General features: G+C 70.8%; 31 protein-coding genes. 30 read left to right on the top strand and 1 reads right to left on the bottom strand.

Annotated elements, in window-relative coordinates:
* The first annotated feature begins 1 nt into the window (after window position 1).
* From ACFYQ5_RS20770 to ACFYQ5_RS20670, 21 genes are all read left to right on the top strand, one after another.
* Window positions 2–1,000, top strand: a complete 999-nt coding sequence (locus ACFYQ5_RS20770) for a hypothetical protein (RefSeq protein WP_389199323.1) — start codon at window positions 2–4, stop codon at window positions 998–1,000.
* Window positions 1,001–1,158: 158 nt separating this feature from the next.
* A complete protein-coding gene (locus ACFYQ5_RS20765; protein ID WP_389199448.1) occupies window positions 1,159–1,380 on the top strand; it encodes a hypothetical protein in 222 nt (73 codons plus the stop codon).
* A 130-nt stretch (window positions 1,381–1,510) separates the two neighbouring features.
* Window positions 1,511–2,716 (top strand): AAA family ATPase, encoded by a 1,206-nt coding sequence (locus ACFYQ5_RS20760; RefSeq protein WP_389199322.1) that lies wholly within the window; start codon window positions 1,511–1,513, stop codon window positions 2,714–2,716.
* Window positions 2,713–4,506 carry a hypothetical protein gene (locus ACFYQ5_RS20755; RefSeq protein WP_389199321.1) on the top strand — a complete coding sequence of 598 codons (1,794 nt, stop codon included), beginning with the start codon at window positions 2,713–2,715 and terminating at the stop codon, window positions 4,504–4,506. The genes ACFYQ5_RS20760 and ACFYQ5_RS20755 overlap by 4 nt, the downstream gene beginning before the upstream one ends.
* 250 nt (window positions 4,507–4,756) lie before the next feature.
* Entirely contained in the window at window positions 4,757–5,194 is a 438-nt protein-coding gene (locus ACFYQ5_RS20750) for a hypothetical protein (protein ID WP_389199446.1), read from the top strand.
* A 100-nt stretch (window positions 5,195–5,294) separates the two neighbouring features.
* The gene (locus tag ACFYQ5_RS20745) at window positions 5,295–5,720 is read left to right on the top strand and encodes a hypothetical protein (RefSeq protein ID WP_389199319.1); all 426 of its coding nucleotides are present in this window, start codon (window positions 5,295–5,297) and stop codon (window positions 5,718–5,720) included.
* A complete protein-coding gene (locus ACFYQ5_RS20740; RefSeq protein ID WP_389199317.1) occupies window positions 5,717–6,505 on the top strand; it encodes a hypothetical protein in 789 nt (262 codons plus the stop codon). Before ACFYQ5_RS20745 ends, ACFYQ5_RS20740 begins: the two co-directional genes overlap by 4 nt.
* The gene (locus tag ACFYQ5_RS20735; protein WP_389199316.1) at window positions 6,502–7,350 is read left to right on the top strand and encodes a relaxase/mobilization nuclease; all 849 of its coding nucleotides are present in this window, start codon (window positions 6,502–6,504) and stop codon (window positions 7,348–7,350) included. The genes ACFYQ5_RS20740 and ACFYQ5_RS20735 overlap by 4 nt, the downstream gene beginning before the upstream one ends.
* Window positions 7,351–7,756: 406 nt before the next feature.
* Window positions 7,757–8,056, top strand: coding sequence for a hypothetical protein (locus ACFYQ5_RS20730; RefSeq protein ID WP_389199315.1), 300 nt, complete (start codon window positions 7,757–7,759; stop codon window positions 8,054–8,056).
* A 23-nt stretch (window positions 8,057–8,079) separates the two neighbouring features.
* Window positions 8,080–8,829, top strand: a complete 750-nt coding sequence (locus tag ACFYQ5_RS20725) for a hypothetical protein (RefSeq protein ID WP_389199313.1) — start codon at window positions 8,080–8,082, stop codon at window positions 8,827–8,829.
* The gene (locus tag ACFYQ5_RS20720; protein ID WP_389199312.1) at window positions 8,826–9,200 is read left to right on the top strand and encodes a hypothetical protein; all 375 of its coding nucleotides are present in this window, start codon (window positions 8,826–8,828) and stop codon (window positions 9,198–9,200) included. Before ACFYQ5_RS20725 ends, ACFYQ5_RS20720 begins: the two co-directional genes overlap by 4 nt.
* Window positions 9,194–9,463: a hypothetical protein gene (locus ACFYQ5_RS20715; protein ID WP_389199310.1), complete on the top strand. Its 270-nt coding sequence runs from the start codon at window positions 9,194–9,196 to the stop codon at window positions 9,461–9,463. The genes ACFYQ5_RS20720 and ACFYQ5_RS20715 overlap by 7 nt, the downstream gene beginning before the upstream one ends.
* A gap of 323 nt (window positions 9,464–9,786) precedes the next feature.
* On the top strand, window positions 9,787–10,170 hold the full coding sequence (locus ACFYQ5_RS20710) for a hypothetical protein (protein ID WP_389199308.1): 384 nt from the start codon (window positions 9,787–9,789) through the stop codon (window positions 10,168–10,170).
* Window positions 10,167–10,973 carry a DUF317 domain-containing protein gene (locus ACFYQ5_RS20705; RefSeq protein WP_389199306.1) on the top strand — a complete coding sequence of 269 codons (807 nt, stop codon included), beginning with the start codon at window positions 10,167–10,169 and terminating at the stop codon, window positions 10,971–10,973. Before ACFYQ5_RS20710 ends, ACFYQ5_RS20705 begins: the two co-directional genes overlap by 4 nt.
* A gap of 26 nt (window positions 10,974–10,999) precedes the next feature.
* Window positions 11,000–11,356, top strand: coding sequence for a hypothetical protein (locus tag ACFYQ5_RS20700; protein WP_389199304.1), 357 nt, complete (start codon window positions 11,000–11,002; stop codon window positions 11,354–11,356).
* Window positions 11,347–12,174, top strand: coding sequence for a DUF317 domain-containing protein (locus ACFYQ5_RS20695; RefSeq protein WP_389199302.1), 828 nt, complete (start codon window positions 11,347–11,349; stop codon window positions 12,172–12,174). Before ACFYQ5_RS20700 ends, ACFYQ5_RS20695 begins: the two co-directional genes overlap by 10 nt.
* 169 nt (window positions 12,175–12,343) lie before the next feature.
* Window positions 12,344–12,766 carry a hypothetical protein gene (locus tag ACFYQ5_RS20690; RefSeq protein WP_389199300.1) on the top strand — a complete coding sequence of 141 codons (423 nt, stop codon included), beginning with the start codon at window positions 12,344–12,346 and terminating at the stop codon, window positions 12,764–12,766.
* A gap of 2 nt (window positions 12,767–12,768) precedes the next feature.
* Window positions 12,769–13,548 carry a DUF317 domain-containing protein gene (locus tag ACFYQ5_RS20685; protein ID WP_389199298.1) on the top strand — a complete coding sequence of 260 codons (780 nt, stop codon included), beginning with the start codon at window positions 12,769–12,771 and terminating at the stop codon, window positions 13,546–13,548.
* 31 nt (window positions 13,549–13,579) lie between these two features.
* A complete protein-coding gene (locus ACFYQ5_RS20680) occupies window positions 13,580–15,370 on the top strand; it encodes a TraM recognition domain-containing protein (protein WP_389199296.1) in 1,791 nt (596 codons plus the stop codon).
* Between the two features lie 187 nt (window positions 15,371–15,557).
* Window positions 15,558–16,019 carry a hypothetical protein gene (locus ACFYQ5_RS20675; RefSeq protein ID WP_389199295.1) on the top strand — a complete coding sequence of 154 codons (462 nt, stop codon included), beginning with the start codon at window positions 15,558–15,560 and terminating at the stop codon, window positions 16,017–16,019.
* Window positions 16,016–16,777: a hypothetical protein gene (locus ACFYQ5_RS20670; protein WP_389199294.1), complete on the top strand. Its 762-nt coding sequence runs from the start codon at window positions 16,016–16,018 to the stop codon at window positions 16,775–16,777. Before ACFYQ5_RS20675 ends, ACFYQ5_RS20670 begins: the two co-directional genes overlap by 4 nt.
* A 16-nt stretch (window positions 16,778–16,793) precedes the next feature.
* Here the strand turns inward: ACFYQ5_RS20670 and ACFYQ5_RS20665 are convergent, their stop codons facing one another.
* Complete coding sequence (locus tag ACFYQ5_RS20665; RefSeq protein ID WP_389199293.1) at window positions 16,794–16,964, bottom strand: hypothetical protein; 171 nt, start codon at window positions 16,962–16,964, stop codon at window positions 16,794–16,796.
* Window positions 16,965–16,970: 6 nt separating this feature from the next.
* Between ACFYQ5_RS20665 and ACFYQ5_RS20660 the strand changes: the two genes are divergently transcribed.
* The 9 genes from ACFYQ5_RS20660 to ACFYQ5_RS20620 all read left to right on the top strand — a co-directional run bounded on the left by ACFYQ5_RS20660 (window position 16,971) and on the right by ACFYQ5_RS20620 (window position 24,872).
* Window positions 16,971–17,636: a hypothetical protein gene (locus ACFYQ5_RS20660; RefSeq protein WP_389199291.1), complete on the top strand. Its 666-nt coding sequence runs from the start codon at window positions 16,971–16,973 to the stop codon at window positions 17,634–17,636.
* The gene (locus ACFYQ5_RS20655) at window positions 17,633–18,370 is read left to right on the top strand and encodes a DUF317 domain-containing protein (RefSeq protein ID WP_389199289.1); all 738 of its coding nucleotides are present in this window, start codon (window positions 17,633–17,635) and stop codon (window positions 18,368–18,370) included. Before ACFYQ5_RS20660 ends, ACFYQ5_RS20655 begins: the two co-directional genes overlap by 4 nt.
* Before the next feature lie 97 nt (window positions 18,371–18,467).
* A complete protein-coding gene (locus ACFYQ5_RS20650; protein WP_389199287.1) occupies window positions 18,468–19,373 on the top strand; it encodes an alpha/beta fold hydrolase in 906 nt (301 codons plus the stop codon).
* Between the two features lie 6 nt (window positions 19,374–19,379).
* Window positions 19,380–20,192: a tryptophan synthase subunit alpha gene (trpA, locus tag ACFYQ5_RS20645; RefSeq protein ID WP_389199285.1), complete on the top strand. Its 813-nt coding sequence runs from the start codon at window positions 19,380–19,382 to the stop codon at window positions 20,190–20,192.
* Window positions 20,185–20,652 carry a hypothetical protein gene (locus tag ACFYQ5_RS20640; RefSeq protein WP_389199283.1) on the top strand — a complete coding sequence of 156 codons (468 nt, stop codon included), beginning with the start codon at window positions 20,185–20,187 and terminating at the stop codon, window positions 20,650–20,652. The genes trpA and ACFYQ5_RS20640 overlap by 8 nt, the downstream gene beginning before the upstream one ends.
* A gap of 315 nt (window positions 20,653–20,967) precedes the next feature.
* Entirely contained in the window at window positions 20,968–21,384 is a 417-nt protein-coding gene (locus ACFYQ5_RS20635) for a hypothetical protein (RefSeq protein WP_389199282.1), read from the top strand.
* A gap of 240 nt (window positions 21,385–21,624) precedes the next feature.
* On the top strand, window positions 21,625–22,497 hold the full coding sequence (locus ACFYQ5_RS20630) for a hypothetical protein (protein ID WP_389199445.1): 873 nt from the start codon (window positions 21,625–21,627) through the stop codon (window positions 22,495–22,497).
* The gene (locus ACFYQ5_RS20625; protein ID WP_389199443.1) at window positions 22,497–23,759 is read left to right on the top strand and encodes a DNA cytosine methyltransferase; all 1,263 of its coding nucleotides are present in this window, start codon (window positions 22,497–22,499) and stop codon (window positions 23,757–23,759) included. Before ACFYQ5_RS20630 ends, ACFYQ5_RS20625 begins: the two co-directional genes overlap by 1 nt.
* Complete coding sequence (locus ACFYQ5_RS20620) at window positions 23,760–24,872, top strand: DnaB-like helicase N-terminal domain-containing protein (protein WP_389199280.1); 1,113 nt, start codon at window positions 23,760–23,762, stop codon at window positions 24,870–24,872.
* Window positions 24,873–24,916: the final 44 nt, after the last annotated feature.

The following is a 24,916-nucleotide window of genomic DNA, read 5'->3' as shown; positions in this document are numbered from 1 at the left end:
CTTGTACCTGAGTCCCGAGGACGGGCTCGTCGCCCTGCCCCGCGGCTCTGGCGCCGACTGGGCCCGCACCGCACTGGATCTCTCCGCCTTCGAGGAGCACCACGAGGGCATCCACGTCCTGGCGCTGACCAGCCCGGCCACGGCGCAGAACTCGATCGACACCCTGTACCGCAATGCCCAGCACTTCGGGATCACCGTCGACATCACGCGCCGGTCCTTCATCGGCGACGTCGCCCGCCGTATCGCCCAGGCACTCGACGGGACGTGGGAGGTGGAGCTCGGCAACCTCCAGCTGCCCCAGTCCGACGCACGCCAGCGCTTGCGCTGGGCATGGTCCGCACCTGTCCGCTCGCTGTCCTCCAACCCGAGGGCCTACGGCGCGCTGTCGGCCGCGGCGTTCCTCACTCATGAGGACGGACGGGAACTGGTGGTGACCGAGCAGCCGTATGCCGATCAGCTCCTCGTTGGCGTCCTCGCTCCCCACATCGAATTCCTTTCCCTGGGCATCCAGCCGCCGGCCAGCATCGGCGTCCCCACCGAGCAGGCAGCGTTGAAGAAGATCACCCGCACGCTGCTGCCCTCCTACGACCGGGCCCTGGCCGACGCCCATCTGCTGATGCTCGACACCACGCTGGTCCAGGTACGGGAAGCCCGTGGCAGTGCGGAGCATGCCGACCTGATGCCTCTGGCGTCCGCTCTCCGCCAGCACGCGCCGTATCTGATCCGGCACCTGCGCAGCACACTGCCCGGGCCTCTGGCCGCGCAGTCGGCCGCCCTCCTCAACCGTGCCGAGAAGACGTTCACCCTCGCGCCGCCTCCGGAGGACCGGGCCGCCGGTGAGCTACTGGACCAGTGGCTGGAGCACGGCAAGCGCCTGACCGAGATGACCCGCTCTCTCGAACACGGCCTCATCGACCGGCCCTCCCTCGCACCCGCCGCCCAGCCTGGGCTGCCGCCCCAGCCTCCGAACGGGCCCGCCAGCCCACGCCCCGGGCGGTAGCCATGACCCGCCCTCACCCCCGGCCGGACCTCTATCGGCTGCTGGCTGCTGATGTGCTGGAAGCCCCGGGCCCGCCTCGCCTTCGCCCAACACCCCACCGCTTTCCCGCCACCACCGATAGGAGATCCGCCTTGCCCGAAGCACCAGCGGAGCCGTTCATGACGATCCGGCACACCATCACCGGCGAGATCACCACCACCGGCTACAACGCCGCCGCCCGGCGGATCCTGCTCCAGGACGGCTTCGAAGAGACGCCAGTCTGCGCCTGCCAAGCGACGGAACCCGGTACGGAGCAGACGCACGAGCCTGCTCGGCAGCCCGCGAGCTGCTCGTCGCCGGCCACCCCGTGCACCGGGACCGAGCCCTCGGCCGGCCGGTGAGCGCCGGCGGTACGCCGTGGTTGGCCCGGTCGCCGATGTCCGCACAGTCCGTGATCCGTTCCGAGGGCGGCCTGCCTCTCCAGCGCATCGTCAACCCCGCCCATACCCGCACCTATTGGAGGGGTCTCGTTTGACCACACCCGGAACGCCTACCAGTCCAGCGCGCACCAGGGGCGGCGAACTACGGGCCAAGGTAGCCCGGTTGCTGGCCGACCGGCCGGCGGACACCCTCACCATCGGGGACATGGCCAGGCAGCTGGGCCACTCCCACGGCGCCGTCCGCAACGCCGCCCTCACCCTGGTGCGACGCGGCGAGGCCGACCAAGGCGGAACCGGACAACCGGAATTCCGCGCGAACGGGAAAACCTCCGCAGCCGCGCAGACCGCTGTGATCAGCCCACCGGGCACCCACTCTTCCCGCGCCCAGGCGGCCACGACCCGCACCACCATTCCCGCAGCAGCCCCGCCGCGGCAGACCGGCCCGATCCGCCGCGCGGGGGGCCAGCTCTACCACCCCCGGGAGCTGGCCGATCTGCCCGACGTGGAGGCGCTGAATCGCTTGCGCGACGCCGACGTGCCGGTGCTGCTCTACGGCCCTCCGGGCACCGGCAAGACGAGTCTGGTCGAGGCGGCGTTCCCGGACCTGCTCACCGTCGCCGGTGACGGCGACACCACGGTCGGGGACCTGGTCGGCGAGTACACGCAGGACGACGCGGGAGGCTACGTCTTCCAGTACGGTCCGCTGGTCACCGCGATGACCGAGGGCCGCGCCCTGCTGATCGACGATGCCACCTTGATCTCACCGATGGTCTTGGCGGCACTGTATCCCGCGATGGACGGGCGCAGGCAGATCCAGGTCAAGGCCCACAAGGGCGAGACGATCAAGGCCGAGAAGGGCTTCTACGTGGTAGCGGGCCACAATCCCGGCGTCCACGGGGCGGTGTTGACGGAGGCGCTGTCCTCCCGGTTCAGCGTGCAGATTCAGATCGGCACGGACTATGACCTCGCCAAGGCACTGAGGATCGATGCCCGCGTGGTCCGGGTCGCCCGACACCTCGCCCACCAGGTCGAACTCGGCGAGCTGGGCTGGGCCCCCCAACTGCGAGAGCTGCTCAGCTACCAGAAGACCGAGGCCGTCCTCGGCACCACGGCCGCGCTCGCGAACCTCGTCGGCATCGCCCCCGTGGAAGATCGCGACGCCGTCGCCGACGCCATCATCAAGACGGTCGGCATCAAGAAGATCGCTCCCCTCACCCTCGGCAAGCAGCTCCCTGCCTCAGCCGCCCGGCAGCCACCGGGCAGCACCGTCTCCGCACACCGGGGCCGCTCGCGATGAGCGCCCACCACCACGTCCAGTCCCCCGCCACCACGCCGGACGACGCCGACCTCGCGCGATGGGACGACGACGGCGCCCCGCCCGCGCAACCCCGTTCCTCCCCCAACGCGTGGCTGCGCGTGGGAGCCGAACTCGGCGACCGGCTGGTCGCCCTCTCCGGCCGCCAAGACCTCCTCGTCACCTGCCGCCCCGGCACACGCAGCGGCGCACCGGCCGCCTATTTCCCCACCCTGGGCGAGGTCGAGTTCGACGCCCGCCTGTTCGCCCCGCTGAAGCCCCACGAGATCCATCCGCGGATCGTGGGCGACGAGGAGCGGTATCCCGCCGCCTGGGGAGTGTTCGTCCACGAGGCCGCGCACGCCGCCCACTCCGTCTGGACGGCGCCTGCCGGAGCGGACCCCCGTGTCGTCGAGGCCGCGCTCCTGCTGGAGGAGAGCCGTGTCGAAGGTGCGCACCTGATCACGCGGCCCACGGACCGCACCTACCTGCGCACCAGTGCCCGAACCCTGGTCATGCCCGACATCGCCCACCCCACCCTCCAGGGCATCGAGCACGCCGCCGGCGTGGCAGCCCTGGTCCTCGGCCGCCGTGACGTCGGCATCCTGGACGCCGGCGAGACCCGGGCCGTCGCCGATCTGTGCGAAAAGGTGCTGGGCGCAGACCTGCTGGCCACGCTCACCCGCATCTGGACCGCAGCCCACCAGTGCCCCGACCACGACGCCACGGCCATGCTCTCGCACGGTCAAGCGTGGTGCGACGCTCTGGACACTGCGGCCCCCGCCCGGCCCGTTCCGGAGAACCTGGCCGATCTGCTGTCCGGCGCCGTGGGGGCCGTCATGGACAGCACGGCAGCCACCGACGCCGCCGACCTCGCGGCACAGGCCGCCGCGGCCACCGCCGTGGCCGCGCAGTCGACGGCGCAGGCTCAGGACCGCGCCCAGCGGGCTGGCCAGCGACGCAAGGCCGCCGCCACCGCCAAGTCGGTCTTCAACGCCCGTGGCACCGTCAACCCCGACGGCACACCGGCCCCCCGCAGCAGCCCGATCACCGGCACCCGCAAACCCACCGCCGCAGAGAAGAGTGCCGCCGCGCGCCTGAGCCGCGCCCTGCGTGCCGCCGCCTACCGCGAGCGGACCGAGGAGCGGACCTCCAGCCCCACCCCGCCCGGCCGCCTCAACATGGGCCGTGCTCTCACCCGCGACGCTCAGCGCGCGGCCGGGTCGGTCCCCACCGCGGAACCGTTCACCCACACCCGCCGCCGGAACTCCCCCACCCCACCGCTGCGTGTGGGTATCGCCGTCGACGTCTCCGGCTCCATGCGTGCCGCCTGCGCGCCCGTAGCTTCCGCTGCCTGGATCGTGGCACGCGCAGCAGCCCTGACCGACCCCGACTCCCTTACCGCCACCATCGCCTACGACCAGCACCTGACCGCATTGATCCGACCCACCCACCGCGCACCAGAGCGCGTGACGACGTTCAATGCCACCGGCGGCCACCACAACCTCGGCGACGCCATCGACGCACTCGACCACGGCCTCGAACTCAGCCGCCCCGGCGCCGGCCGCCTCCTCGTGATCGTCACCGACGCCCAGTACGGCAGCGACGAAACCACTCAAGCCGTCACCCGCGTCAAGCGGCTCTCGACCGCCGGCTGCGCCGTACTCCAGCTCACCCTCACCGCGTCGTCCCAGCACCTGCCGGGGACCACTCTGCTGCACCTGCCCCGGCCCTCCAGCGCTCCCGTCGCCATCGCCACGGCGGCCACAGACGCCATCCGCCGGACACGCTGAGACGACGCAGAAGGCGAAAGCGTCCCCGAGACCACCGCCAAGCACTCCAGCCCATCATGAATCGCGCATCTGATGCACGACCCTCCGCACCGACGCAGGCCACCACCCCAACCGCCAACGAAAGGCACTCGATTTGAAGCCCCAGACCAGCAGCCCGAGCTCGACCGTAACGCCCATCAAACGGAATTCCCCGGGAGTCCCTACGCAGTGGACTGTCGAGCATGCCTGCTCCCACCAGGCCGTCCATGACCTGTCCGACCGTCCCGCCGACAAGCGAGCCGGCTTTGCCCGCTGGCTCGCGGGGAAGGACTGCACCGACTGCTGGAAGGCGGCGCGCGACGCCGACACCGAGTCGAAGGCAGAGTGGCTCGCGGCCAAGCGCGCCGCCGAGCAGGAGGCCGCGCTCGCATGGGCGAAGCAGTTCGACATGCCGCAGCTGGAAGGCCCGGAGAAGGCCCTGGACTGGGGTGAGCGCTCCCGCCACCAGCTGATGACGGCCGCGCACACCGCGTTGGTCCTGGAGGGGAGTTGGGACGAGGCGGATTGGGCGGAGCTCGAAGAGAAGGCTCGCGCCATCGCCCGTGCCGGATGGTGGATCGACCAGCGCGAAGCCGAGGGCACTGACCTGCTCGAACTCCTCGACGCGGCCACCGAGGCGGACTGCGGAACTCAGAACCCGTTCCGCTGATCGCGGCGGAACATAGCCGGGAAACGCCGGTTAGCCAAACCGGCGTTCCTCCGGACCATTGTTCCTCCCACCCCGCCACCGATCGTGTGGAAGGAACAGCATGTCCCAGCCCCCGCCCACCTCGGCCTTCGCGCCGACACCCGACCCGCTCACCCCCGACCGGGACATCACCCACCAGCACTTCCAGGCCGGCGACACCGTCGTCGTCCTCAAGGGCGTAGCCGGCGGTGAACTGTGGGGCGACTCCATGCGCGTCGTCACACCGTCCTGGCACACCCCGACCGACGAAGACGGATGGCGACTGCGCGACGCGACCGGCGGAGCCCAGACCTACGTCACCGCCCACCCCCGCTACCTCGTGCACCTCTCACGCCGCTGTCCCGACTGCCTGATCTACCTGCGCGCCATGGAGGACGTACTCCTCGCGCGGTTCGCCGACCGCAACGAGCTGATCGACTGCGGCTGGTACACCATCACCGCCCTGGGTCAGCTCGCGCACATCGCGGACATCCGGGGCGGCCGATGACTCCCCCCACGCACCGCCCCGGTCGTACCGCCGCGCTCCACAAGGCCAGGGCCCGAGCCGCCGCGGATCCGGTCGATTCTTCCTGGCCGCTGCGCCTGGCCGAAGACCTCCGCGACATCCGGGCCGACTGGAAGGAGTCCGCCGGGGTGTGCGCGGATGCCGCCTGGGCGGCACGCGCGGCCGGCCACAGCGTCCTGGGCCTGTTGTCCTCAAGGGATGTCACCGCAACCGGTCATGATCCGATCACCGCCCGCACCTTGGCGCATCTGTACCTGAGCGCCCTGCGGTTCGACTTCCGCTGCCCCACCCTCCAACGCCTTGTCGAACAGCTCACGCAAACCGCTCGTCAGCCGCTGGACTGTTACACCCGGGCCCTGTTCGCCTTCGCGCTGCTGGGCCAGTCCCGCCCGGAGGGCTTGGCGGTCACGGACGAGGTCCTCGCGGAGGCTGAGGAGCACCCCAAGACCCTGCACGTTCTGTTGCACGGACTATGGCTCGGCCAGGACCTGGACCGGGGCGCGGAGCGTCTTCTGGCCCTCAGTTCCCGGCCGGCCCTGGACACTGGTACCGACCCGATCGTCCTCTTCCGGGTGGCCGGTGCCCTGCGCCGCCTGGGCCGGTACGACGAAGGGCTGCTCGCCATCGACAGGGCGATCGATTCCCTCCCGCCGGGGGATCCGTCGGTCCACGCCGATTTGGTCCGCGAGCGCTCCCTGCTCTGTGCAGCCCGCGACCTTCATCAGCACTGGTCGCCCACCCCCATGTCGGGAAACAGGCCGTCATGATCCCCCGGTTGCACGTGCGGTCCCACTCGCCGCACGACGCGCTCGCCGAGGCGCTGGGCCGGCCGGTCTCCTCCACCGAGTGCCTGCCCGAGTACACGGTCGTCGCCCACTGGTCGGGGCTGGATTACTACGTCCTGGACGACGAGCAGACGATATGGACGTCCCTCCATTGGGCCGAGCACCTCGAAGGGCCCTACCTGGAGTCCCCGTTCACCGCCAGCCCGGACGACGACCGGAGGGCGATCCTCCACCTCGACGTCCGACTTCACCCGGCTGACCGGGAGCTGACCGGCGCCGAGTGGGCCGAGGCCGCCCAACGTCTCGCACGGGCCGCCGGTATCGAGATCCCCGGCGCCGCGGATCATGGCTGGCGGTGGATCGCCGTGCAGGCCCAGCCTGGACGCCTTGATCTGATCGCCAACCTGATCCACATCGACGGAACCTGGCGCGCCCCGCCCGCCGACGTCCTGCGACGCCTTACGCACGAGGCGCGCCGCATCGAAGAGGACCTTCACCTGATCCCCGTCCGCTCCGGCTCCGCGACGCGGCCCGCCCTCCGCGCGGCGCCGACGGCATCGGCCCAGCTCGCGAGCGTCCTCACACAGCTCGCCGACGAACAGGCCGGCCCTCTGGCCACGGTCCGCGGACTGGTCGAGCACACTGCGCACCGCGTCACCCGCCAACCGGGAGCCGCCAGCAGTGACACAGCGCACCGCCTGGAGCTGATCGCCCGCCGTCTGCACGCCATCCAGCAGGCCCTGGACACCACCGCAGCCCACCTGCTCCAGCCCCGGGTCGCCAACGTGCCGCTCTCCACCCGGCACACCGCCCACAGATCGCCGTAGGAGAAACGTCTCGCCCCACACAGACCGCTTCCTGAATATCCGCCGTGACCCGCACTCCGACGAACTCCTTGCCCGCGGCGGTGACCCCGAGGCACACAGCATTCTGCAGCGCGCACGCTTCATCGCCGTCGTCCGCGTTCACGACACCTACCACCGTGCCCCCGCCGGCCTCGCCGAGAACGAGGAATCCCGCATCGCCATCGAAGCCGTCGCTCGCCTGCGGGGCGCCGGCTATCAGGTCGATTGCGACGAGGAATTTGACACCGCCGCCTATCAGGCCAGTTACCTGCCTCTTGGCTCTTCCGTCTCCCATATCGCCGAACGCATTCACGAGGCCACCACCACCGAAGAGGCTGCGGAAGCCCTGATCGAGCTGACGGCCGCCCACGACGGAATCCTCGCCGCGTTGGATGAAATCCTCACCGCCACCGCCGACTTCCACGACGGGCTCGGCCAGGCAGCCGACCCCCACATCGCGCGGCGGCTGCGCTACCTCGCCGACGAGCACCTGCGCGTCATCCGCACCGACCTCTCTGACACCCGCAACGCGCTCGCCGACCGGCACGAACCACACCCCGGCCGCAACACCTGCAGCGGAGAGGTCCCGGCCACTGAACGCGAGCGCTCCGCCGTGTGCGCCTGCCCGCCCCCGCCGCGCGCGCTACCGGCTCCGCCGCCCCCGGTGGCCGCCGGACTGCGCCGCTGACTCCCACCTCGCCCAAGGACACCATGCACGACTACGAAACCTCCGAGCGCCTCGCCTCGTACGCCGACGTTCTCGCCGGCGAACTCCCCGGCACCTGGATCAGCTCCCCCGTTCCGGCCGACGCGAGGGACAGCCTCGCCGACCGGATCTGGGACCTGGACCTGGTCGCCGACTTTCTCGCCGAACACCCCCTTCAGCAGGCCGCTGTCCTGAGCCGCCCGGACGGCGCCCAGCTCGTCGTCCTTGACCGGCATGACGAGCGCGACGGATTTCTCATCGCCGCGGTCGCCCCCCGCGCTCTGCCCGACGAGGCATACCGCGCCGTGCTCGAACCCAACGGCATCGCCTTGACGGACGATCCGTTCCTGAGCGCCGAGCAGGTTGCCGGCGACCTGCTCCCCCGCTACGACACCGCACTCGCCCAGGTGCGGCACAACGCTCTGGGTGGCATCCAGCACTCCCAGGCTGACCGGGTCGTCCTGACCTGGCAGCCGGACGGCAGCGTCGCCACCGCGCCTGTCGACGACCGTGCCGGAGCGGTCCTCATCGCCAACGGCTTCGTCCAGGACCCACAAAGCGGCATCCACCGCCTCAACAACGACGATACCCAGGCGCAGGCTCGTGCCCTGCGTGAGATCGGCCCGCAGCTGGAGGCGCTCGGTATCGGAACCGCCCTTCAGCATCCCGCAGGCCGGGCCGCACCCACGTCTGCCCCGGCCGCCGTGCCGCCGGTGCCGGCAGGTACCCGCGCGCCGGCGGGCCGAGGGCGATGAAGCAGACGGAGCCTGACTTCCGGGTGCGGGAGTACGCCACCATCACCAAGGATCCGCGCACCGACCTGGTCGTTGCCATCGGCGGCACCGACAAGGCGGCGGACATCCTCCAGCAAACCGGCGGGTTCCTCTCCGCTGCCGCAGGGGCTTATCACCGGCTTCCCCACGGCCTGCCCGTCGAGCAACAGCGGCTGAAGGCGACCACCGCCTCGCACGCGCTGCTGGCCGCTGGTCACAGTGTCCACCTCGATCCCGCACTGAACGCGCTCTCCACCCCGAACGGCGAACGCGATGGGCCCTGCGCTACCTCGCCCAGCTCGGCGAGCGGGTCGCCGCCGCTGAGAGCAGCAGCGAGGTGGCCGAGGTGCTGACCGAGGTCGCCGCCCCGGTCACCGGGCTGCTGCCCCTCACCAGGGAAGTCGTCGTCCGTGCCTGGATCGCCGCCGAGCGCCTGCAGAAGACCGCCCCCAGCGAGGAACCCGACCCCATCGCCCGGCTCGGGGACACCGCCAGGTCCATGAGCCAGGCCGCGCACGTGATCCTCCACGCCCGCAACCACGCCGCCCGCACCGCGCAGACGCCGGCCTCCTCACCGGCGAGTCCCACCCGGCCCTCGGCCTCCCGCCGCCGTTGAACCCGGCATCGGCCAACGCCAACTCCCCCTCGCACCGGCCCGCCGCGCACCCCGTGAACCCGGGTGGCCCCGACACGCGCCGGGGCCACCCCGCCCCGCTCGATTCCCGGAGAAACCCGTAGCCCGCACGCCCCCGCCCATCAGCCACCGGCTCAAGCCCCGCCTCGCAACCGCTCTGTTCCGCCGCTACCTGCGCGCCTGCATCCTGACCGGCCCCGACCGCGCCTCTCCACTGGCCGGCGCTCGCCCGGAGGCCGTCCTCGCCGAGACGCAGCGCGTTGGACAGCGCCACCACCACTGACCGTCCACCGACCCGGAGGAGCATGTCCCACCCCGCCCCCTGCCCGGTAGAACTGGCCGACGACATCACCCGCCGGCTCGGCCAGCTCGCCGACCACCTCTCTCAGCTTCCCCCGCCCCAGGCCGCGCAGGTCATCGCCCGCATTCTCGACCCGGATGCCGGAGTGCTCGGCGGCATCACCCACCTCGTCATCACCGGCAGTGTGTTCGCCAAGGACCAGGCCGAACGCGGCCTCCTGCCCCCGGAGGTGTGGCTCGCTCTGGGCCGCGCCTCGAACGAACTGCACGACATCTCCCTCGACCTGGACGAACACCAAGACACCTTGCGGCAGGTCGGCACCCGGCCCTCCGCTACTGCGGCAAAGCCTCCGGTCCCCGCACCGCTCGTGGTCCGGCGGCGCCGGTGAAGAAGAGGAAGCAGTGGTCCGGCTGGGGTCCGGGTGAGCAGGCCGAGCAGCATTACCTGGTCCAGCCCCGGGCCCTGGCCGGCGGCGGTGACGTCCGGCACGTCTCGGAGTTCCTGCGCGCGTCGGGGTGGCGGGACAAGTCCAAGACAGGCGGCCCTCTGCACATGGAGAGCCCGGACCGCACCCTTCGTGTCGCCTACGACCCCTACGTCCTGCCCGGGGGGTGGACCATCCACGGCAGGGCGGACGGGGCGAACGGGGAGTGGGCGGCTCACCTGGGCCGGCAGACGCCCGTGGAGATCGTCGCCGGTCTGACCGACGCGCTCACCCGTCCCCGCTCCGCCCACGCCCCCAACGTCTGGGCGCCTTTGAAGGAGCAGGAGTGGGACATGGGTTTCCAGGGCGAGCACTACATGGCCACCAGCCCCGACGGCACCGCGTGGATGCAGTACCACCACAGCCCCGACGGCTCGGCAATGTGGTGGACCGGAGCAAAAGACCAGCAAGGCAACGGCTGGACGGCCACCTTCACGCCGAACACGCCGATGCACCTGGTGCAAGCCTTCTCGGCCGAACTCGCCGGGCCCGAGCCCGTGATGCGCCCGCGCGGACGCGTCCCCATGAGCGCGCAGATCCGTACCTGGTCGGTCTCCGTCAAGCCCTCCCAGCTCAGTGCGTGGCAGCAGGCCCGCGTCACGGCCGCCCGCGCCGCCACCTGGGCCCGCAACAGCGCGCAAAACACCCGGCCACACACCAACACCCGCCCGTACGCCACGGCCGGCGGCGCCCGGACCCGCCGCTGACCCGCCTCTCCGTTCGAAGGAGCCCGATGCCCGCACCCACCCCGGACACCATCCGCACCCTGACCGAGACACTCTCCGACCTCACCGACTACCTGCGTGATGACCCCGACCCCGCCCAGGCCCTCGCGCTCGTCGAGCCCTTGGTCCACGACTACACAGGCGCCCCCGTCCAGATCGCCGACATCCTTCGCGCCCTCGTCCGCGCCCTGCAGGACCACCCCGAGGCCCCCAACATCCGACACACCGGCTCTCTCTTCCAGGAGTTGCTCGGCGCCGCGTCGGAGCTGGAGGACCAGCACACTCTCCACTACGCGCTTGAGGACATTCGCGCCCTCTACCCTCGAAGCTGCACCGGCGAACCGGGATGCGCCCGGTGCCGGTGAACGAGCGGCAGCTCGCCGCCTTCACGTACAAGCACGCCACCCAGATTCCGTTCGACACCAGCCCGCGTCACCTGGCCGGCCCCGGGGACGCCCGCCACGTCACCCACGGCCTCGCCGCCGCCGGCTGGACCTGCACGTCCGACCCGCTCAGCCCCGAGATCGTGCTGCGCAGCCCGGATCACCGCTACAGCATGCAGTTCGACCCGCAGTCCGCCACCTCCGCGTGGTGGCGGCTGCAGGCCCAACCCACCCGCACCGAGCGGGGCTGGTACGCGGAGTTCGGCGAACTCGTCCCCGCCGAAACTCTGTGCCGTCTCACCGACGCCCTCATCGCCCCGACGCCCACGGAGCACGTCGATCCGTTCCAGGTTCTGGAGTCGGCGGGATGGATTCTCGAATCAGCGACCGCGGCCCGCTCCCCCGACGGAATGTGCCACGTACATCGGCCAACAGACGAAGGCGTATGGCGGTCTTCCTGGCGCGTGGAGACCTGCCAGCCGGGATACGAGACACCGATGGGGCCCCGGATCTGGCACGCCTTCGTCGACGAGTCGATGCCCGAGCACCTCGTCGGTGCCTTCGCCGCCGCACTCGCCGACCCCGCACCACTCCAGCGCGCCATGTACGACCGGCCCGCCCACTACAGCGCCGTACAGAGCCGCAGCCTGCTCACGCCCGAGGCCGTCGTCGCAGCCCACAGCACCCGGCTCGAGGCCATCCGCGCGCAGACCCGCGCCGCCCGCCGCCAGCAACGGGCGGCCCAGCCCGCAGTCACCCCGGCCACGGCCCGTGCTGTGCGCCCGGCCGTTCGCCGCTGATTCCGACAGGACCCTTCCCATCTCCGCCAATCACACCGCACACCGTAAGTTCCTCCACCACCTCGACCGCTAACTGAGCGACAGCAAGAAGATCCTCGACGCGTGGGACCTCTACTCTGACGAGCACACCGATCTCGATGGTTGGCCCTACGACGAGCATGCCTACGGCATGCGCGCCAGCCGGCGCGACGCCGATACCGCCGAGACGTTCGAGGACCTCCGCGCCGGCGCCCGCCACCTGCTGGCCACGGCCGACATGCAGCTCGGAAACCTCCCCACCGCCGCGGTGCAAAACCGCTGGGTCTACCAACTGGGCGTCCTGCAGACCGCACTCGACCGGCTCGACGAACTGCACGAGCAGTGGCGGGAAACCCGCGACAGCCTCCCCGCCAACGCCAAGCCCGGGACCCCGCTCTTCGATGACGCACTCGCCGAGCACCACGCCGAATCGTGGACCTACCTCGACGACTGGGCCTGCCACGGTCATACCCTGCGCGAAATCAACTCCGCCGCCCGGAACACCCCCTCGCCCCTGGCCCCACCCCCGACCACGGTCCCCGCACCCGACCGGCGAACCCCGGTACGGAGGTGAACGTGCCTTCGAGTCCCGAGACCGTCGAGGTCGACTTCATCACCCCGCGCCACCTCGCCGGCGGCGGCGATCCCGCCTGGATCACCGTTCCCCTCCACCGGGCCTGCGGCTGGAGCCACGGCCACGACCCCCTGATGCCTCGCGTCCTTCTCTCCAGCCCCGACCAGAAGGCCCTCCTGCGCCTGGAGCCCGACCCTGCCGGACAGTGGTGGACCTTGAGCCACGCCGCGGAGCCGGACAAGCCCGCCTGGTATGCGAGCTTCGGCGCCCGCACCCCCGTCGAACTCATCGGCGCCGTCACCGACGCCCTCACCGACCCGGCCCCGCCGGCGGACGCCCTTTCCGATCCGTACATGCCCCTTCGACAAATCGGCTGGTCCACCGCCTCCACGGACAACGGCCTCGCCTCACCCGACAACACCGCGTTCGTCAGCCGACTGGGCAGTGTTGAAGACCCGGGGGCCTGGTTCGTCACCGCTGCCCTCGCCCAGAACCGGCCGGTATGGCAGGCCCGCTTCGGTGAACACACCCCTGCCCGCCTGGTCACCGCGTTCACCGCTGCGCTCGCCGATCCGAAGCCTGTGCACCGCATCGACAGCGGGCGCAGTATCCCGACCCGCGACCCGAACATCGTCACCCGCCAGACCACGGACGTACGCGCCGACCTCCTCGCCGGGGCGCTGGAAGAACGCGTCCGCTCCCTCGCCGCCCGGCAGGCCACCCCGCCGACGAGTCCGGCCCCCTCGCGACAACCGCCGGCCAACAAGCGCCGCAGCCGCTGAACCTCCGTCCCCGCCCGGAAGTACATAGCCCTTGCCCCCTTCCTCCGCCAACAGCAACACCGACGGGTATGACCTCGTCCTGCGCCTCCTGTTCGGTGTCCTCGCCATCGTCGTTCCCCTGGCTCACCTCGCCTGGCTCTGCGGCAACATCACCGCCTACCTCACCGACACCGCCTGGGCCCCCTACCAGCCGACCGCTGCCCTGCTTCACCCCGAGCAGGTCTGGCCCCACGTAGGGGAAACAGCCCTGCTGATCGGAGCCCGCACCGTCCCCGTACTCCTGTTCCTGGCCCTCGGAACGGCAGCGGTCCTTCTATGGGTCCGGTACAAGAACCGTGGCAGCGGCCGGAAGAAGGTCACCGACATGGCCAAGGCCCGGGACATCGAGCCGCTGATGGCCAAGGCGATCACCGACAAGGCCCGCTCCCTGCGCCCGAGCCTGAAGGATGCCAAGCACATCGCCGCCAAGGACACCGGCATCCTCCTCGGCAACCTTCAAGGCAGCCGCCACGAGGTGCGGATGGGATTCGAGGACGTCGCCGTCGCGATCATGGCCCCCCGGTCCGGCAAGACCACATCGCTCGCCATCCCCTCCATGCTCAGCGCACCCGGCCCGGTCCTCCTCACATCGAACAAGGCCGCCGGAGACGCCTTCACCACCGCTTACGAGGCCAGGGCTGCGGCGGGAACGGTGTGGACCATGGACCCGCAGCAGATCGCCCACGCTGCCCGCGAGATGTGGTGGAACCCCCTCGCCAGCGCCACCACCCTGGACGGGGCGAACCGGCTCGCCGGACACTTCCTCGCCGCCTCGGTGGACGCCTCCCAGCAGGGCGACTTCTGGTCCAAGGCCGGGTCCAACATCCTGTCCCAGCTGCTCCTGGCCGCGGCACTCGACGAGCGGCCGATCACCGACATCATGCAGTGGCTCGCCTTCCCCGCCGACCGCACCCCGCTCGACATCCTCCGCGACCACGACTTCGCCGCCGTCGCCGCCCAGCTCAAGGGCACCGTCGAAGGGCCACCGGAAACGCGCGACGGCATCTACGAGACCGCCCGCCAGTACGCCGCCGCCCTGCTCAACTCCGAGATCGCCGCATGGGTGACGCCCCAGAAGGACGTCCCCGAGTTCCGGCCCGCCGACTTCGTCACCTCCACCGACACCCTGTTCCTGCTCAGCAAGGACGGCGGCGGCGGCGCCTCGGCACTGATCGCGGCATGCGCGGACTCGGTGATGCGCGCCGCCACCGCCCAGGCCGAACGGGCCGGAGGACGCCTCGACCCACCCATGCTCGCGATCCTCGACGAGGCCGCCAACGTCTGCAAAATCTCGGACCTTCCGGACCTGTACTCCCACCTCGGCAGCCGCGGCATCATCCCCATCACCATCCTCCAGTCCTACCGCCAGGGCCAGAAAGTCTGGGGAGACGCGGGCATGGACGCCATGTGGAGCGCATCCACCGTCAAGGTCATCGGCTCCGGTATCGACGACCCCGACTTCGCCGACAAGCTCAGCCGTCTGATCGGCGACCACGACGTCGAGACCACGTCCACCTCACACTCGGAGTCCGGCAAGTCGACCTCGGTATCGATGCGGCAGGAACGGATCCTGCCCGCCGACGCGATCCGCGCCCTGCCCAAGGGCACCGCGCTCTGCTTCGCCACCGGCATGCGCGCCGCCATGCTCGACCTGCGCCCCTGGTACCGGGAGCCCGGGGCGCAGGAATTGTCCGCGGCCTCCGCCCGCGCGTCGAAGGCGATCACCGCCCGCGCCGTCGCGAAACACGCGCCGACACAGGCCGACTTCGGGAAGGCCGTGTGAGCGATGCCCGGATGCACCCCGGTGCCGGTCCGCTCACGCCAGGTGAAGGACTTCGTGCGCGCCTGATGCCGTCATCACCCACGCCCGCAGACCAGATCTTCGCCATCGTCGGCCGGCCCGGCAAGCCCCCCTGAACCGCACGCCTGGAGACCACCTGCCCACCTACGAACCCACCGACCTCGACGAAATGTTCCCGCGCCAGGCCCTGGACGCCGTGACCGCGGACATACGTGACCACCACATCACCGCGGACAGCACCGGCCTGTTCAACGCCACGCGGCACATCGGTCTGCTGTGCCACCTCACCTCGCGCGTGACCGCCGACGCCGAGTACCAACTCACCCCGAACATCGCCGGTCTTCCGTCCGCCGAGATCCTCGGTACGACCGTCGGCCACCTCGGACGGGCCATCGCCCACTACACCCAGGCCCTCGCCCCGCTCATCACCCTCACCACCACAGCGCAGGACACGCTCCAGCAGAAGCTCGACTCACCCGGCCTCCGCAGTCGCCTGCGAATCCACCTCGATGACGCCGGACGAGCCCTGGCGGCGGCCCGTACCGCACTGGAAGTGCCACAGCCGCCCATTGATTCGAAGGCCCCTGCTCCGGCGCCGCTGCGCGCCCCGGCCGCCCGGCGCCGCGTATGACGACACCGCCTGCCGAGGGCCTGCTGTTCGAGGTACCCGCCCCGCCGACGCCGGTCGAACGGCTGCTGCTGCTCGCCGACCAGTACGTGCGGCACAATGACACACTCGACCGGCTCCTGCGCACCGGTTCGGAACCCGGGCCTGACGCCCATGTCGCCTCCGCCCAGCAACTCGCCTCCGCGACCCACGCCGCCATCACTGCGGTCACCAACGAGCGTCTCTTCGAGAGTCGCGAGTTGTCGGACGCGGTGGTCCGCCTCCAGCAGCTCGCCTTCCTGAGCAGTACTTCCACGGACCATCCGCTCCCGATGGCCCGCACGCTGACCGCGCTGGCCCCGGAGGCTGTCGTGGACTGCGCCGCACACGTCGCCGGAGAAATCCGGCGCCGGCGCTGGAGTGCCACCGCCGTTTCGGACCCGCAGCTGACCACCACCCAGCACGTCGCCCTGTGGGAGATCGCCCGCGGACACGTCGTGGCCACCAGCTCCCAGGGCCGGCAATACGTCCACTACCGCGACGAGCGCGTGCTGATCGGCACCCTGCGGTCGCTGGAGGCCAAAGACCTCGTCGAGCGCGTCCCTCAGTCCGCGCCCTCCGCCTACGTGGACGGACCGCTGCAGGACCGAATCCGGCTCACTTTGCCTGGGACCACCGCCCTGGCCTCCACCCTCGGCCTGCCTCCAGCCGCCGGGAACCCGCCGACAACGACACCGCCACCCGCCCCTGCCAGCGCGACGACGGCCGTCCGAAGCCGCTGACCGACCCTCCCCGCAATCACCGGAGCAACTCATCACCCTGCGCCACATCGACCTGCCGCTCCAGATCGACCTCCTGCGTGAGCTCGGAGCCGACTTCACCGCCCTGCACACCAAGGTCACCGCGCTCGACCCCGAACCGGGCAGTGACCTGCTGCGGCAGGTCGGCCCCCAGATCCTCGCCATCCACGACCTCGTGAGCCGATCCCTGGTCCGGCTGTCCGTCCTGGACAACAGTCAGTACACCGCCGTGCCCGGCAGCCGCTTCTCATTGGACACGCTCAGCGGCGTCACCGCGTCCGCTTCGATCGCCGCCTCCCAGCTGGCACGAGCCATCGGTGACAACCCGCTCGACGGCGCGGACTTCGCCGGTCCGCCGGCCGACGAGGAATCCCTGCGCCAGACGCGGCACGCCGAGGCCGCACCGGCCCTGGCCAAAAGCCTGGCCACCGCCGCCCAACACCTCGAACTGAGCGCGACCTGCTGCCAGTACACCGCATCCGCCATCATCCGCGACCTGACAGAACATCCCGAACACCGGCCCGGCCTGCCGGAGCTGTCGCCCGCCCAGTACGCGGTGCTCGAACGGATCGCCCGAGGCGGCACCCATCGATACGCTCCGTACCACCGGCCCGTGCGTGTCACCGACGGGGACGGCCGGGCCATCCACGCGAAGCCCTTCGGTGTGCTGGAGAAGGAGCGCCTGATCCGTGTAGCGCGGACTCCCAATTACGTGAGCCAGGACGTCGTGGTCACGGCTGCCGGACAGCTCGCGCTGGACTTCCAGAAGCCGCACCGCTCCCAGGCACCGTCACCGGCCAAGGTGCCTGCACCCCGCAACACGGGCGGTAGGAAGCGGTGAACACGTTCGCCCCGAACGATCTGGTCCTCGTCTCGCCGCGGTACCTGGCCGGCGGCGGCATGAACAAGATCAACGATGCCATCGGTCCCCTGGTCCACCTGTTCGCGTGGCCCTACGAGCACAACCCGCGAACCGGACGCATCGACATCGACAGCCCCTGCGGCAGCGTCTTCCTCGACTTCGACCCCAACCGCCAGGACGGCGTGTGGTGGACCATCGCCCACCACGAGCCCCACTGGCGGATCGAGTTCAGCCGGCAGACGCCGAGCGAGGCCATCGCGTCCGTAACCCAAACCCTGCCCCAACTGCTCGGTGACCGCCGGCACGCCGACCGCATCCCCCTCGCGACCGGCTCCGTCGCCCACCTCGCCAAGACCAGCGGCTGGGAGGCGTTCTCAATTCCGTCAGGTGTGGCGTGGGCCTCACCCGACGGCCACTGCACCGTGGAACACACCACGCACCCCACGCACCCGTGGCGGATCAAGCACTCGGTGTACGACGGCTTCGACACGCAGTGGAGCGCCACGTTCACCCCGGAGGTGCCCGAGCGCCTGGTCGCTCAGTTCTTCACCCACCTCGCCACGACCACACCGGTGGAACGTGTCTTCCGAGATGTCCCGTATTTCGTGCAGAAGCTGGACGAGGTGCTCATCACCCCTGCCCATGGGGCCACTGTGAATCCGCATGTCGCCCACGCCGGCGCCCAGCTCGGCCGTGCCGTACGCCACCGCTGACCTCGCCATGGACAAAAGCCCGCATCCGCGGGCCTGCCCGACCCCGTTGGCGGGCCAACCCGCGCAGGCCCCCTCCATACCTCCCACTGCAGAAGGTTTGCTCATCAGTCCGCTTCCCTCCGCCAGCACGCGCCGTGTATCTCTGCCCGACGGCGCGGAACTGACCGTCTACCTTGACGGGCCGGCCGACGCGCCCGTCACCCTCGTTCTGGTCCACGGGCTGTCTGTCACCGCGGACCTGTGGCGCCTGCACACCCCGCCCCTTGCCGCGCAGGGCATCCGGATCGTGCGCTACGACCAGCGCACACACGGGCACTCCACCCGGGGAACAGCCCCGATCACCCTGGAGAGGCTCGCCGACGATCTTTCCGTCCTCATCGACAGCTTCGCCGCGCACGGTCCGCTGGTCCTCGCCGGCCACTCCATGGGTGGCATGATCCTGCAGACCCTGACGACGATGCGTCCCGACCTGCTCCCCCGGATACAGGGCCTCCTGCTGATCTCCACGCCCGACGGGCCGGTCACCACCCGCCCCGTGCCCGGGCTGCGGACCCGGCTCCTCAGCTGGGGCCGCGACCTCCTCGCCCTCACCTGTACCCACGTGCCCGCGGTGGTGGACGCGATACGGCGCCGCCTGCCGCGCTCCAGCCCCTGGGCCCTGTCCACCGCCGCGCCCGAGAGCGGTGGCACCAGCGTGCCAGTCGCCTGCCGGCGCGGCCTGCACCACACCGCTACCCGTGACATCGCCGCGTTCTGGCAAGCACTCGCCGTCCGCGGATCCCGCCCGATCGACGGGCTGCGCACCCTCGGTCCGCGCCTGACCCTCCTGGCCGGTTCCGCTGACGTCCACGTGCCCGCCTGCCATACCCGGGCCCTCGCGCGCCGCCTGCCCCAGGCTCGCTTCGTGCTGGTCGACCAGGCCACCCACACGCTTCCCATCCGCCACCCCCACGCAGTCGTGGAAAGCCTGACCAACCTCCTGCCCACCGCCCGAAACCACTGACCCCACATGGAGAGGAACATCCTGCTCGCCGCTCAGAAACTCGACACACTCCTCGCCCAACCCGCATGCCAACTCGGTGTTTTCCTCCCCGCCGGCCTGCATCCGCAGAGCGCTGAGCAGCATCACCTCGACTGCCTCGCGCAGGCCGGAGCCGACCTGGTCGAGATCGGCTTCCCCCACCGCGCGCCTTTCCTCGACGGTCCCGTTATCCAGTCCGCCTACCGCCGCGCTCTGCGGAACGGGCACGTGCTGGATCGCGCCGTCCGTGCGGTTGAGTACGCCGCTCGCCTTCGGCCGACCGTCGTCATGGCCTACTGGGATTCCGTCAGCCGCTACGGCCCAGAGCACGTGGCAGGTCTGTTCGCCGACGCCGGTGCCGCCGGGGTGATGGTCGTCGATCTGCCCGCGCACATGGCCGCACGCTGGCATGAGACCGCGAGCAGCGCGGGCCTGTTCACGCCCAGCCTCGTCTCGCGTCAAACCCCTGAGTCCGGTCTGCCGAAGGCGGTCGCCGGGGCATCGGGATGGCTGTACGCACCCGCCAGTACGGCCCTCACCGGCCACCAGGGCGTCCTGGACATACCTGCCCTCGCCGCCTTCACCCAGCATCTTCGGACGGCAAGTTCGCTCCCCGTCGTCTCGGGAGTAGGGATCTCCACCCCGGCCCTCGCCGCACAGGTCGCCCCGCTGGTGGACGCGGTCGTCATCGGCACCCCTGTTGTCCGTACCCTGCTGGCGAACCCCAACCAGGCCCCCGCTGTGGCCGCCTCGTTCGCCCAGGCACTGCGCCCACCCCACCCCGCGGAGCACCGTGTCTGATTCCCCTGCACCGGCCGAAGCCCTTTCCCGCCTGAGCACCGACGCGCTTGCCCTGCACCGTGCCCTGCGCGCCGGCGGCAAGGGCCGCGCCCGCACTCTGGCCCTCTGGATCACCGATGCACAGGACCTCGCCCGCAGCGCGCTGGAAGCACTTCTCGACCTCACGCAGGCCCGGCCGTACACCACGGCCGATGAACTGCTATTCCTCGACCGCCTCGCGCAGATCGCCAAGGCTGCCCAAGGCGCCGGTGCCGAGCTGACCGCGGCTCTGGCTCGCGCCGTGGAGAACCAGCGCCGCTGCGCCGGCGCCGCGTCGGGACGGGTCGTTGTCCTCGGGCCCTCGCCCCAGCAGCTCATCGCTTCGGCCGCCGACCTCCTCGGCCGCATCCCCGCCCTCTGCCACGCGATACACCGCGACCGGCTGGTACCGCCCATTCACCACGCGAACCAGCCGTGTTGAGGGCGCGCCACCCCGTTTCCAACCCTCAGGACAGACCATTTCAGATCAGCCCCGATTCCGTGCCCTTTCCCTTGGTGCCGGTCTGTGCCGAATTCAGCGTGTTGCACGCGGCCTACGACGCCTCCATCAGCAAACGCAAGGAGCGCGGATCGGACGGCAAAGCCATGCACGCCCTGTCAGCGCTCAGAGCGGCTTCGGACGTACGACACAACCACAGCCCGACCCCGGGCGGGCCTCCGTTCCATAACCACTGAGGAGAATGACCTGACATTCCCGACCCAGCACCTCCACATCGAGACCGACATCCACCAGCAAGTGGCTCTCCTCGCGCGCGCCTTGGGGCTCACCGCAGACGAGACCATCGCTCATCTGCTCCGCCTCTACGCCCAGCCCTCGTTCGAGACACCAGCCCGCGCAGACATGCTCACCCCCGTCTACGCCATCTATCAGCGCAGGCGCATCGATGGGCACTTCGACCGTTCCACCGGCGCCTTGAGCATCCCCGCAGGCCCCGGGGCGGGGCAGTACAAAACTCCCAGCGGCGCTGCTCGCGCCGTCATCACGGCGCTACGCCCGCAGGTCTCGCCCGTCCGTACCGGATGGACGTTCTGGCGCCTTGCCGAAACTGGCGCCCACCTCGAAGTCCTCCGCGGCGCCGCCACTCACACACGCACCACCACGAGCCCGCCCGTACCGCCGCCCACCAGCACAGCCACGCCGCGCACCCGCTGACCCCCGTCGACCCACCCCGGGGACGCAGGCCCGCCGTCACCGGCGGCCCGTCCAATCCGCGACATCGCGCCCCCGTCCTGACTGGCCTCGGATGCCGCAGTCGCCCACCCTCGCCCGAGCTGCCCCGGCACCCCGGCTGTCCCGTCACCTCGCGGATCACCCCGCCCTCACCCCTGGAATCCTATGAACACCCCCACCCTGAAAATCCTTTCGCTCGGTGCCGGAGTCCAGTCCAGCACCCTGCTCGCCCTGTCCGCCGAAGGTGTCCTTCCCAAGGTCGACTACGCGATCTTCGCCGACACCGGCTGGGAACCCCGCGCCGTCTATAAGCACCTCGACCGCTTGGAGCGTGAGATAGCCGCCCCGGCCGGCATCCCCGTCCTACGCGTGTCCGCCGGCAACATCCGCGACGACGCCCTCGATCCGCACCACCGGTTCGCCTCCATGCCCCTCTACATCCTCAACCAGGACGGCAAGTCCGGGATGACCCGACGGCAGTGCACCGGTGAATATAAGATCAAACCAATAAAGAAGCAGGTCAGAGTCCTCCTCGGCTATCCCTACCCCGCCCGGATCCCGCGGGAGGTGTTCGTCGAGCAGTGGGTCGGTATCTCAACCGACGAGTTCCATCGCGCCAAGGACGCGGACGTGAAGTACATGCGTAACCGGCACCCGCTCATTGACCTGGGCTGGTCGCGCACCGACTGCATCCGGTACCTGACGTCGCTCAACCTGGCGGACACCCCCAAGAGCAGCTGCCTGGGATGCCCCTTCCACGGCAACGCTCAATGGCGCCACATCCGCGACACCTCACCTGCCGAGTGGGCGGACGTGGTGGCCTTCGACGCCGCCATCCGCCAGGGCAACGCCCGCGCGAACGCCAGCGGCAACCGGCTGCTGGGCGAGGCGTTCCTCCACCGCTCCCGCGTGCCCCTGGCCGACGCCCCTATCGATCACGTCACCGCCGCCGAGTGGGCGGCCCTCCAGCAGGAGCTGGGCAGCGACGACGACGTCGCGGTGCTGGAGGAGGGTGTACCGGACGGATGCTCGCCCTGGGCCTGCCGCGGCGACGCGGAGGCGTTGGCCCGCGACGACTTCGGGCTGGCGACGTGATCGTCCTCGATCTGTTCGCCGGACCTGGCGGCTGGAGCCACGCCCTGACGATCCTCGGGGTGCGCGACGTCGGCCTGGAATGGGACGAGTGGGCCTGCAAGACCCGCGCAGCCGCTCGGCAGTTGACCATCCGCACCGATGTCGCGATGTATCCGGTGGGGCCCTTCCTCGGAAGGACCGCCGGGCTCATCGCCAGCCCGCCCTGCCAGGCATGGTCGATGGCCGGTAAACGTCTCGGGCTCCTCGACCAGCCGCTGGTCCACCAGGCCGTTGCTGACCTCGCCGTCGGCCGCGACACCCGTGAACAGCTCCTCACCGCCTGCCAGGACGAACGCTCGTTGCTCGCCGCCGAGCCCATGCGCTACCTGCACGCCCTCAACCAGCACGGCCAACCCGAGTGGATCGCGATGGAGGAAGTCCCGGACGTCTTGCCGCTGTGGCGTCAGTACGCCGCGGTCCTGCGCAGCTGGGGCTTCTCGGTGTGGACGGGGATCCTGAACGCGGCGGACTACGGAGTGCCGCAGACCAGGCGGCGCGCGATCCTGCTCGCCTCCCGCACCCGCACCGCCGAGCCCCCGCCGCCCACCCACGCCAAAGTCGCCGAGCCGGAGTCGCTGTTCGGGCCGGGCCGCGCCCGCTGGGTATCCATGGCCGAAGCCCTCGGCTGGGGTGCCACCGACCGGCCGGTGCCGACCGTATGCGCCGGCGGAGGGCCGGGAGGCGGCCCGGAGCCCTTCCCGTCCGGATCCCGCAAGACCCTCAGCGACGCCCGCGACCGCGGGGCCTGGAAGCCCCAGAGCACCCTCGTCCTGCAGTCGCGCCGGGAAGGCGCGGGGTGGTCGGCCCGGCACGGGGCCAGGGAGAACCGGCCGGCCGACGAGCCGGCCCCCACGTTCACCGGCGAAGCACACCGCTGGTCATGGTCCCTGCGCAGCAACAACCAGTCCAACGCGACCGTCCGAAGGTCTGACGAACCGGCCGGCACCCTGTTCTTCGGCCATCGCGCCAACGAATGCGTGTGGATCGCCGAAGCCGCCCCCCGCACCGCTGGCGAGGAGCAGCCGGCGCCGGAGTCCATCCGGATCACCGCCCAGGAAGCCGGCCGCCTGCAGACCTTCCCCGCCGACTACCCCTGGGCCGGGAACAAGGGGCAGGTCTTCGGCCAGATCGGCAACGCGGTGCCGCCCCGGCTCGCCGCCCATCTGCTGGCCCCGTACCTCGGCAAGACCCTCCACCCCGACGACTTCACCCTGGCCGCGTAGATGCCCCACTCCACCGACCCGTACGAGGACGACCTGGACGACCTGCCCTCTCCGCGGCCCGTCCACTACGCCGAGCAGTCCCTGCTCGGGGCGCTCCTCCTGGACCCCCACCGGCTCTCCGACATCCGTGTTCTGGAGGCCGAGCAGTTCAGCAACCACGCCCACGGTGCTCTCTTCCAAGCCATGCGGACGGTGCCGCTGCCTGATCCGGAGGCCCACCGCTCCGATCCCGCCTGGCTCAACACTGTCCTCGACGCGGCCCGCCCCCGTGCCCCCGGGCTGACGGCCTCCTACCTTCACACCCTCGTCCAGGTCTGCCCGTGGCCCCAGCACGCGCCGACGTACGCCCGGATGATCCAATCCGATCACGCCCGGCGCACGCTGCTCATGCACGCCCAACGCCTCGACCAGACCGCGGCCGACGCAGCCCTGCCGAACCGGACCGTAGCCACCCTTGCCCAGGCCAACTCCCTCGCAGAGTTCCTGGACACGCTCGCCGGACGGTTCGCTCCGCACCCGGGCTCCCTGCCACGTACTGTCCTGCCGAAGCAACCCGCGGCACGCAGCAGCGAGGACGCCCTCGACGAGGAGCGACTCCTCCTCGCCACGGCCACCGCGCACCCGGCCGCTCTGAAGGACATGCGCTGGCTCCAGCCCGAGGATTTCACACAGCCCCTGCACGCAGCCCTGTGGCAGTGCCTGACCTCGCTGGTCCACCGCGCCGAGCCCGTGGACCCGGTCACCGTGCTCTGGGAAGCCCAGCATCGCGGGCTCCTCGCCGACGACCTCTCCGCCGGTGACCTGATGGCCCTGGTCTCCACACCCGTCGGGTCAGCCGACTACTGGGGCGAACGCCTCCTTCAACGCGCCCTGCTGGCACGCGCGTGCGACGTCGCCACACGGATCGCCACCTACGCCGAGGACCCGGCCAACACCACGCACCAACTGATCACCGGCAGCCGTCGTGCCCTGGCCGACCTCGCCGCACTGCGTACCCGCTGGCAGCGCAGCACCGCCCCTACGCCGCCGACGACTCCCCGTGCCCCGCGCAGCCCGGCCGTCTCCCGGGCCGGCCCGCCGCCCCGAACCACCGCAGCACGCGCACTCCGATGACCACCCGCTCCGGCCGACCCTCGCCGGCCGGAGCCGCGAAACGA

It is taken from the genome of Streptomyces sp. NPDC005794 (assembly GCF_042871445.1).
Taxonomy (GTDB): domain Bacteria; phylum Actinomycetota; class Actinomycetes; order Streptomycetales; family Streptomycetaceae; genus Streptomyces.
This window is presented reverse-complemented; position numbering and strand designations above follow the sequence as displayed.

Bases quoted from the DNA above. Each gene is read 5' to 3' on its own strand.
- ACFYQ5_RS20725 (WP_389199313.1), top strand. From the start codon at position 8,080: ATGCACGACTACGAAACCTCCGAGCGCCTCGCCTCGTACGCCGACGTT.
- ACFYQ5_RS20710 (WP_389199308.1), top strand. From the start codon at position 9,787: ATGTCCCACCCCGCCCCCTGCCCGGTAGAACTGGCCGACGACATCACC.
- ACFYQ5_RS20690 (WP_389199300.1), top strand. From the start codon at position 12,344: ATGCGCGCCAGCCGGCGCGACGCCGATACCGCCGAGACGTTCGAGGAC.
- ACFYQ5_RS20755 (WP_389199321.1), top strand. From the start codon at position 2,713: ATGAGCGCCCACCACCACGTCCAGTCCCCCGCCACCACGCCGGACGAC.
- ACFYQ5_RS20765 (WP_389199448.1), top strand. From the start codon at position 1,159: ATGACGATCCGGCACACCATCACCGGCGAGATCACCACCACCGGCTAC.
- ACFYQ5_RS20735 (WP_389199316.1), top strand. From the start codon at position 6,502: ATGATCCCCCGGTTGCACGTGCGGTCCCACTCGCCGCACGACGCGCTC.
- ACFYQ5_RS20745 (WP_389199319.1), top strand. From the start codon at position 5,295: ATGTCCCAGCCCCCGCCCACCTCGGCCTTCGCGCCGACACCCGACCCG.
- ACFYQ5_RS20670 (WP_389199294.1), top strand. From the start codon at position 16,016: ATGACGACACCGCCTGCCGAGGGCCTGCTGTTCGAGGTACCCGCCCCG.
- ACFYQ5_RS20675 (WP_389199295.1), top strand. From the start codon at position 15,558: ATGTTCCCGCGCCAGGCCCTGGACGCCGTGACCGCGGACATACGTGAC.
- trpA (WP_389199285.1), top strand. From the start codon at position 19,380: ATGGAGAGGAACATCCTGCTCGCCGCTCAGAAACTCGACACACTCCTC.
- ACFYQ5_RS20700 (WP_389199304.1), top strand. From the start codon at position 11,000: ATGCCCGCACCCACCCCGGACACCATCCGCACCCTGACCGAGACACTC.
- ACFYQ5_RS20720 (WP_389199312.1), top strand. From the start codon at position 8,826: ATGAAGCAGACGGAGCCTGACTTCCGGGTGCGGGAGTACGCCACCATC.
- ACFYQ5_RS20620 (WP_389199280.1), top strand. From the start codon at position 23,760: ATGCCCCACTCCACCGACCCGTACGAGGACGACCTGGACGACCTGCCC.
- ACFYQ5_RS20740 (WP_389199317.1), top strand. From the start codon at position 5,717: ATGACTCCCCCCACGCACCGCCCCGGTCGTACCGCCGCGCTCCACAAG.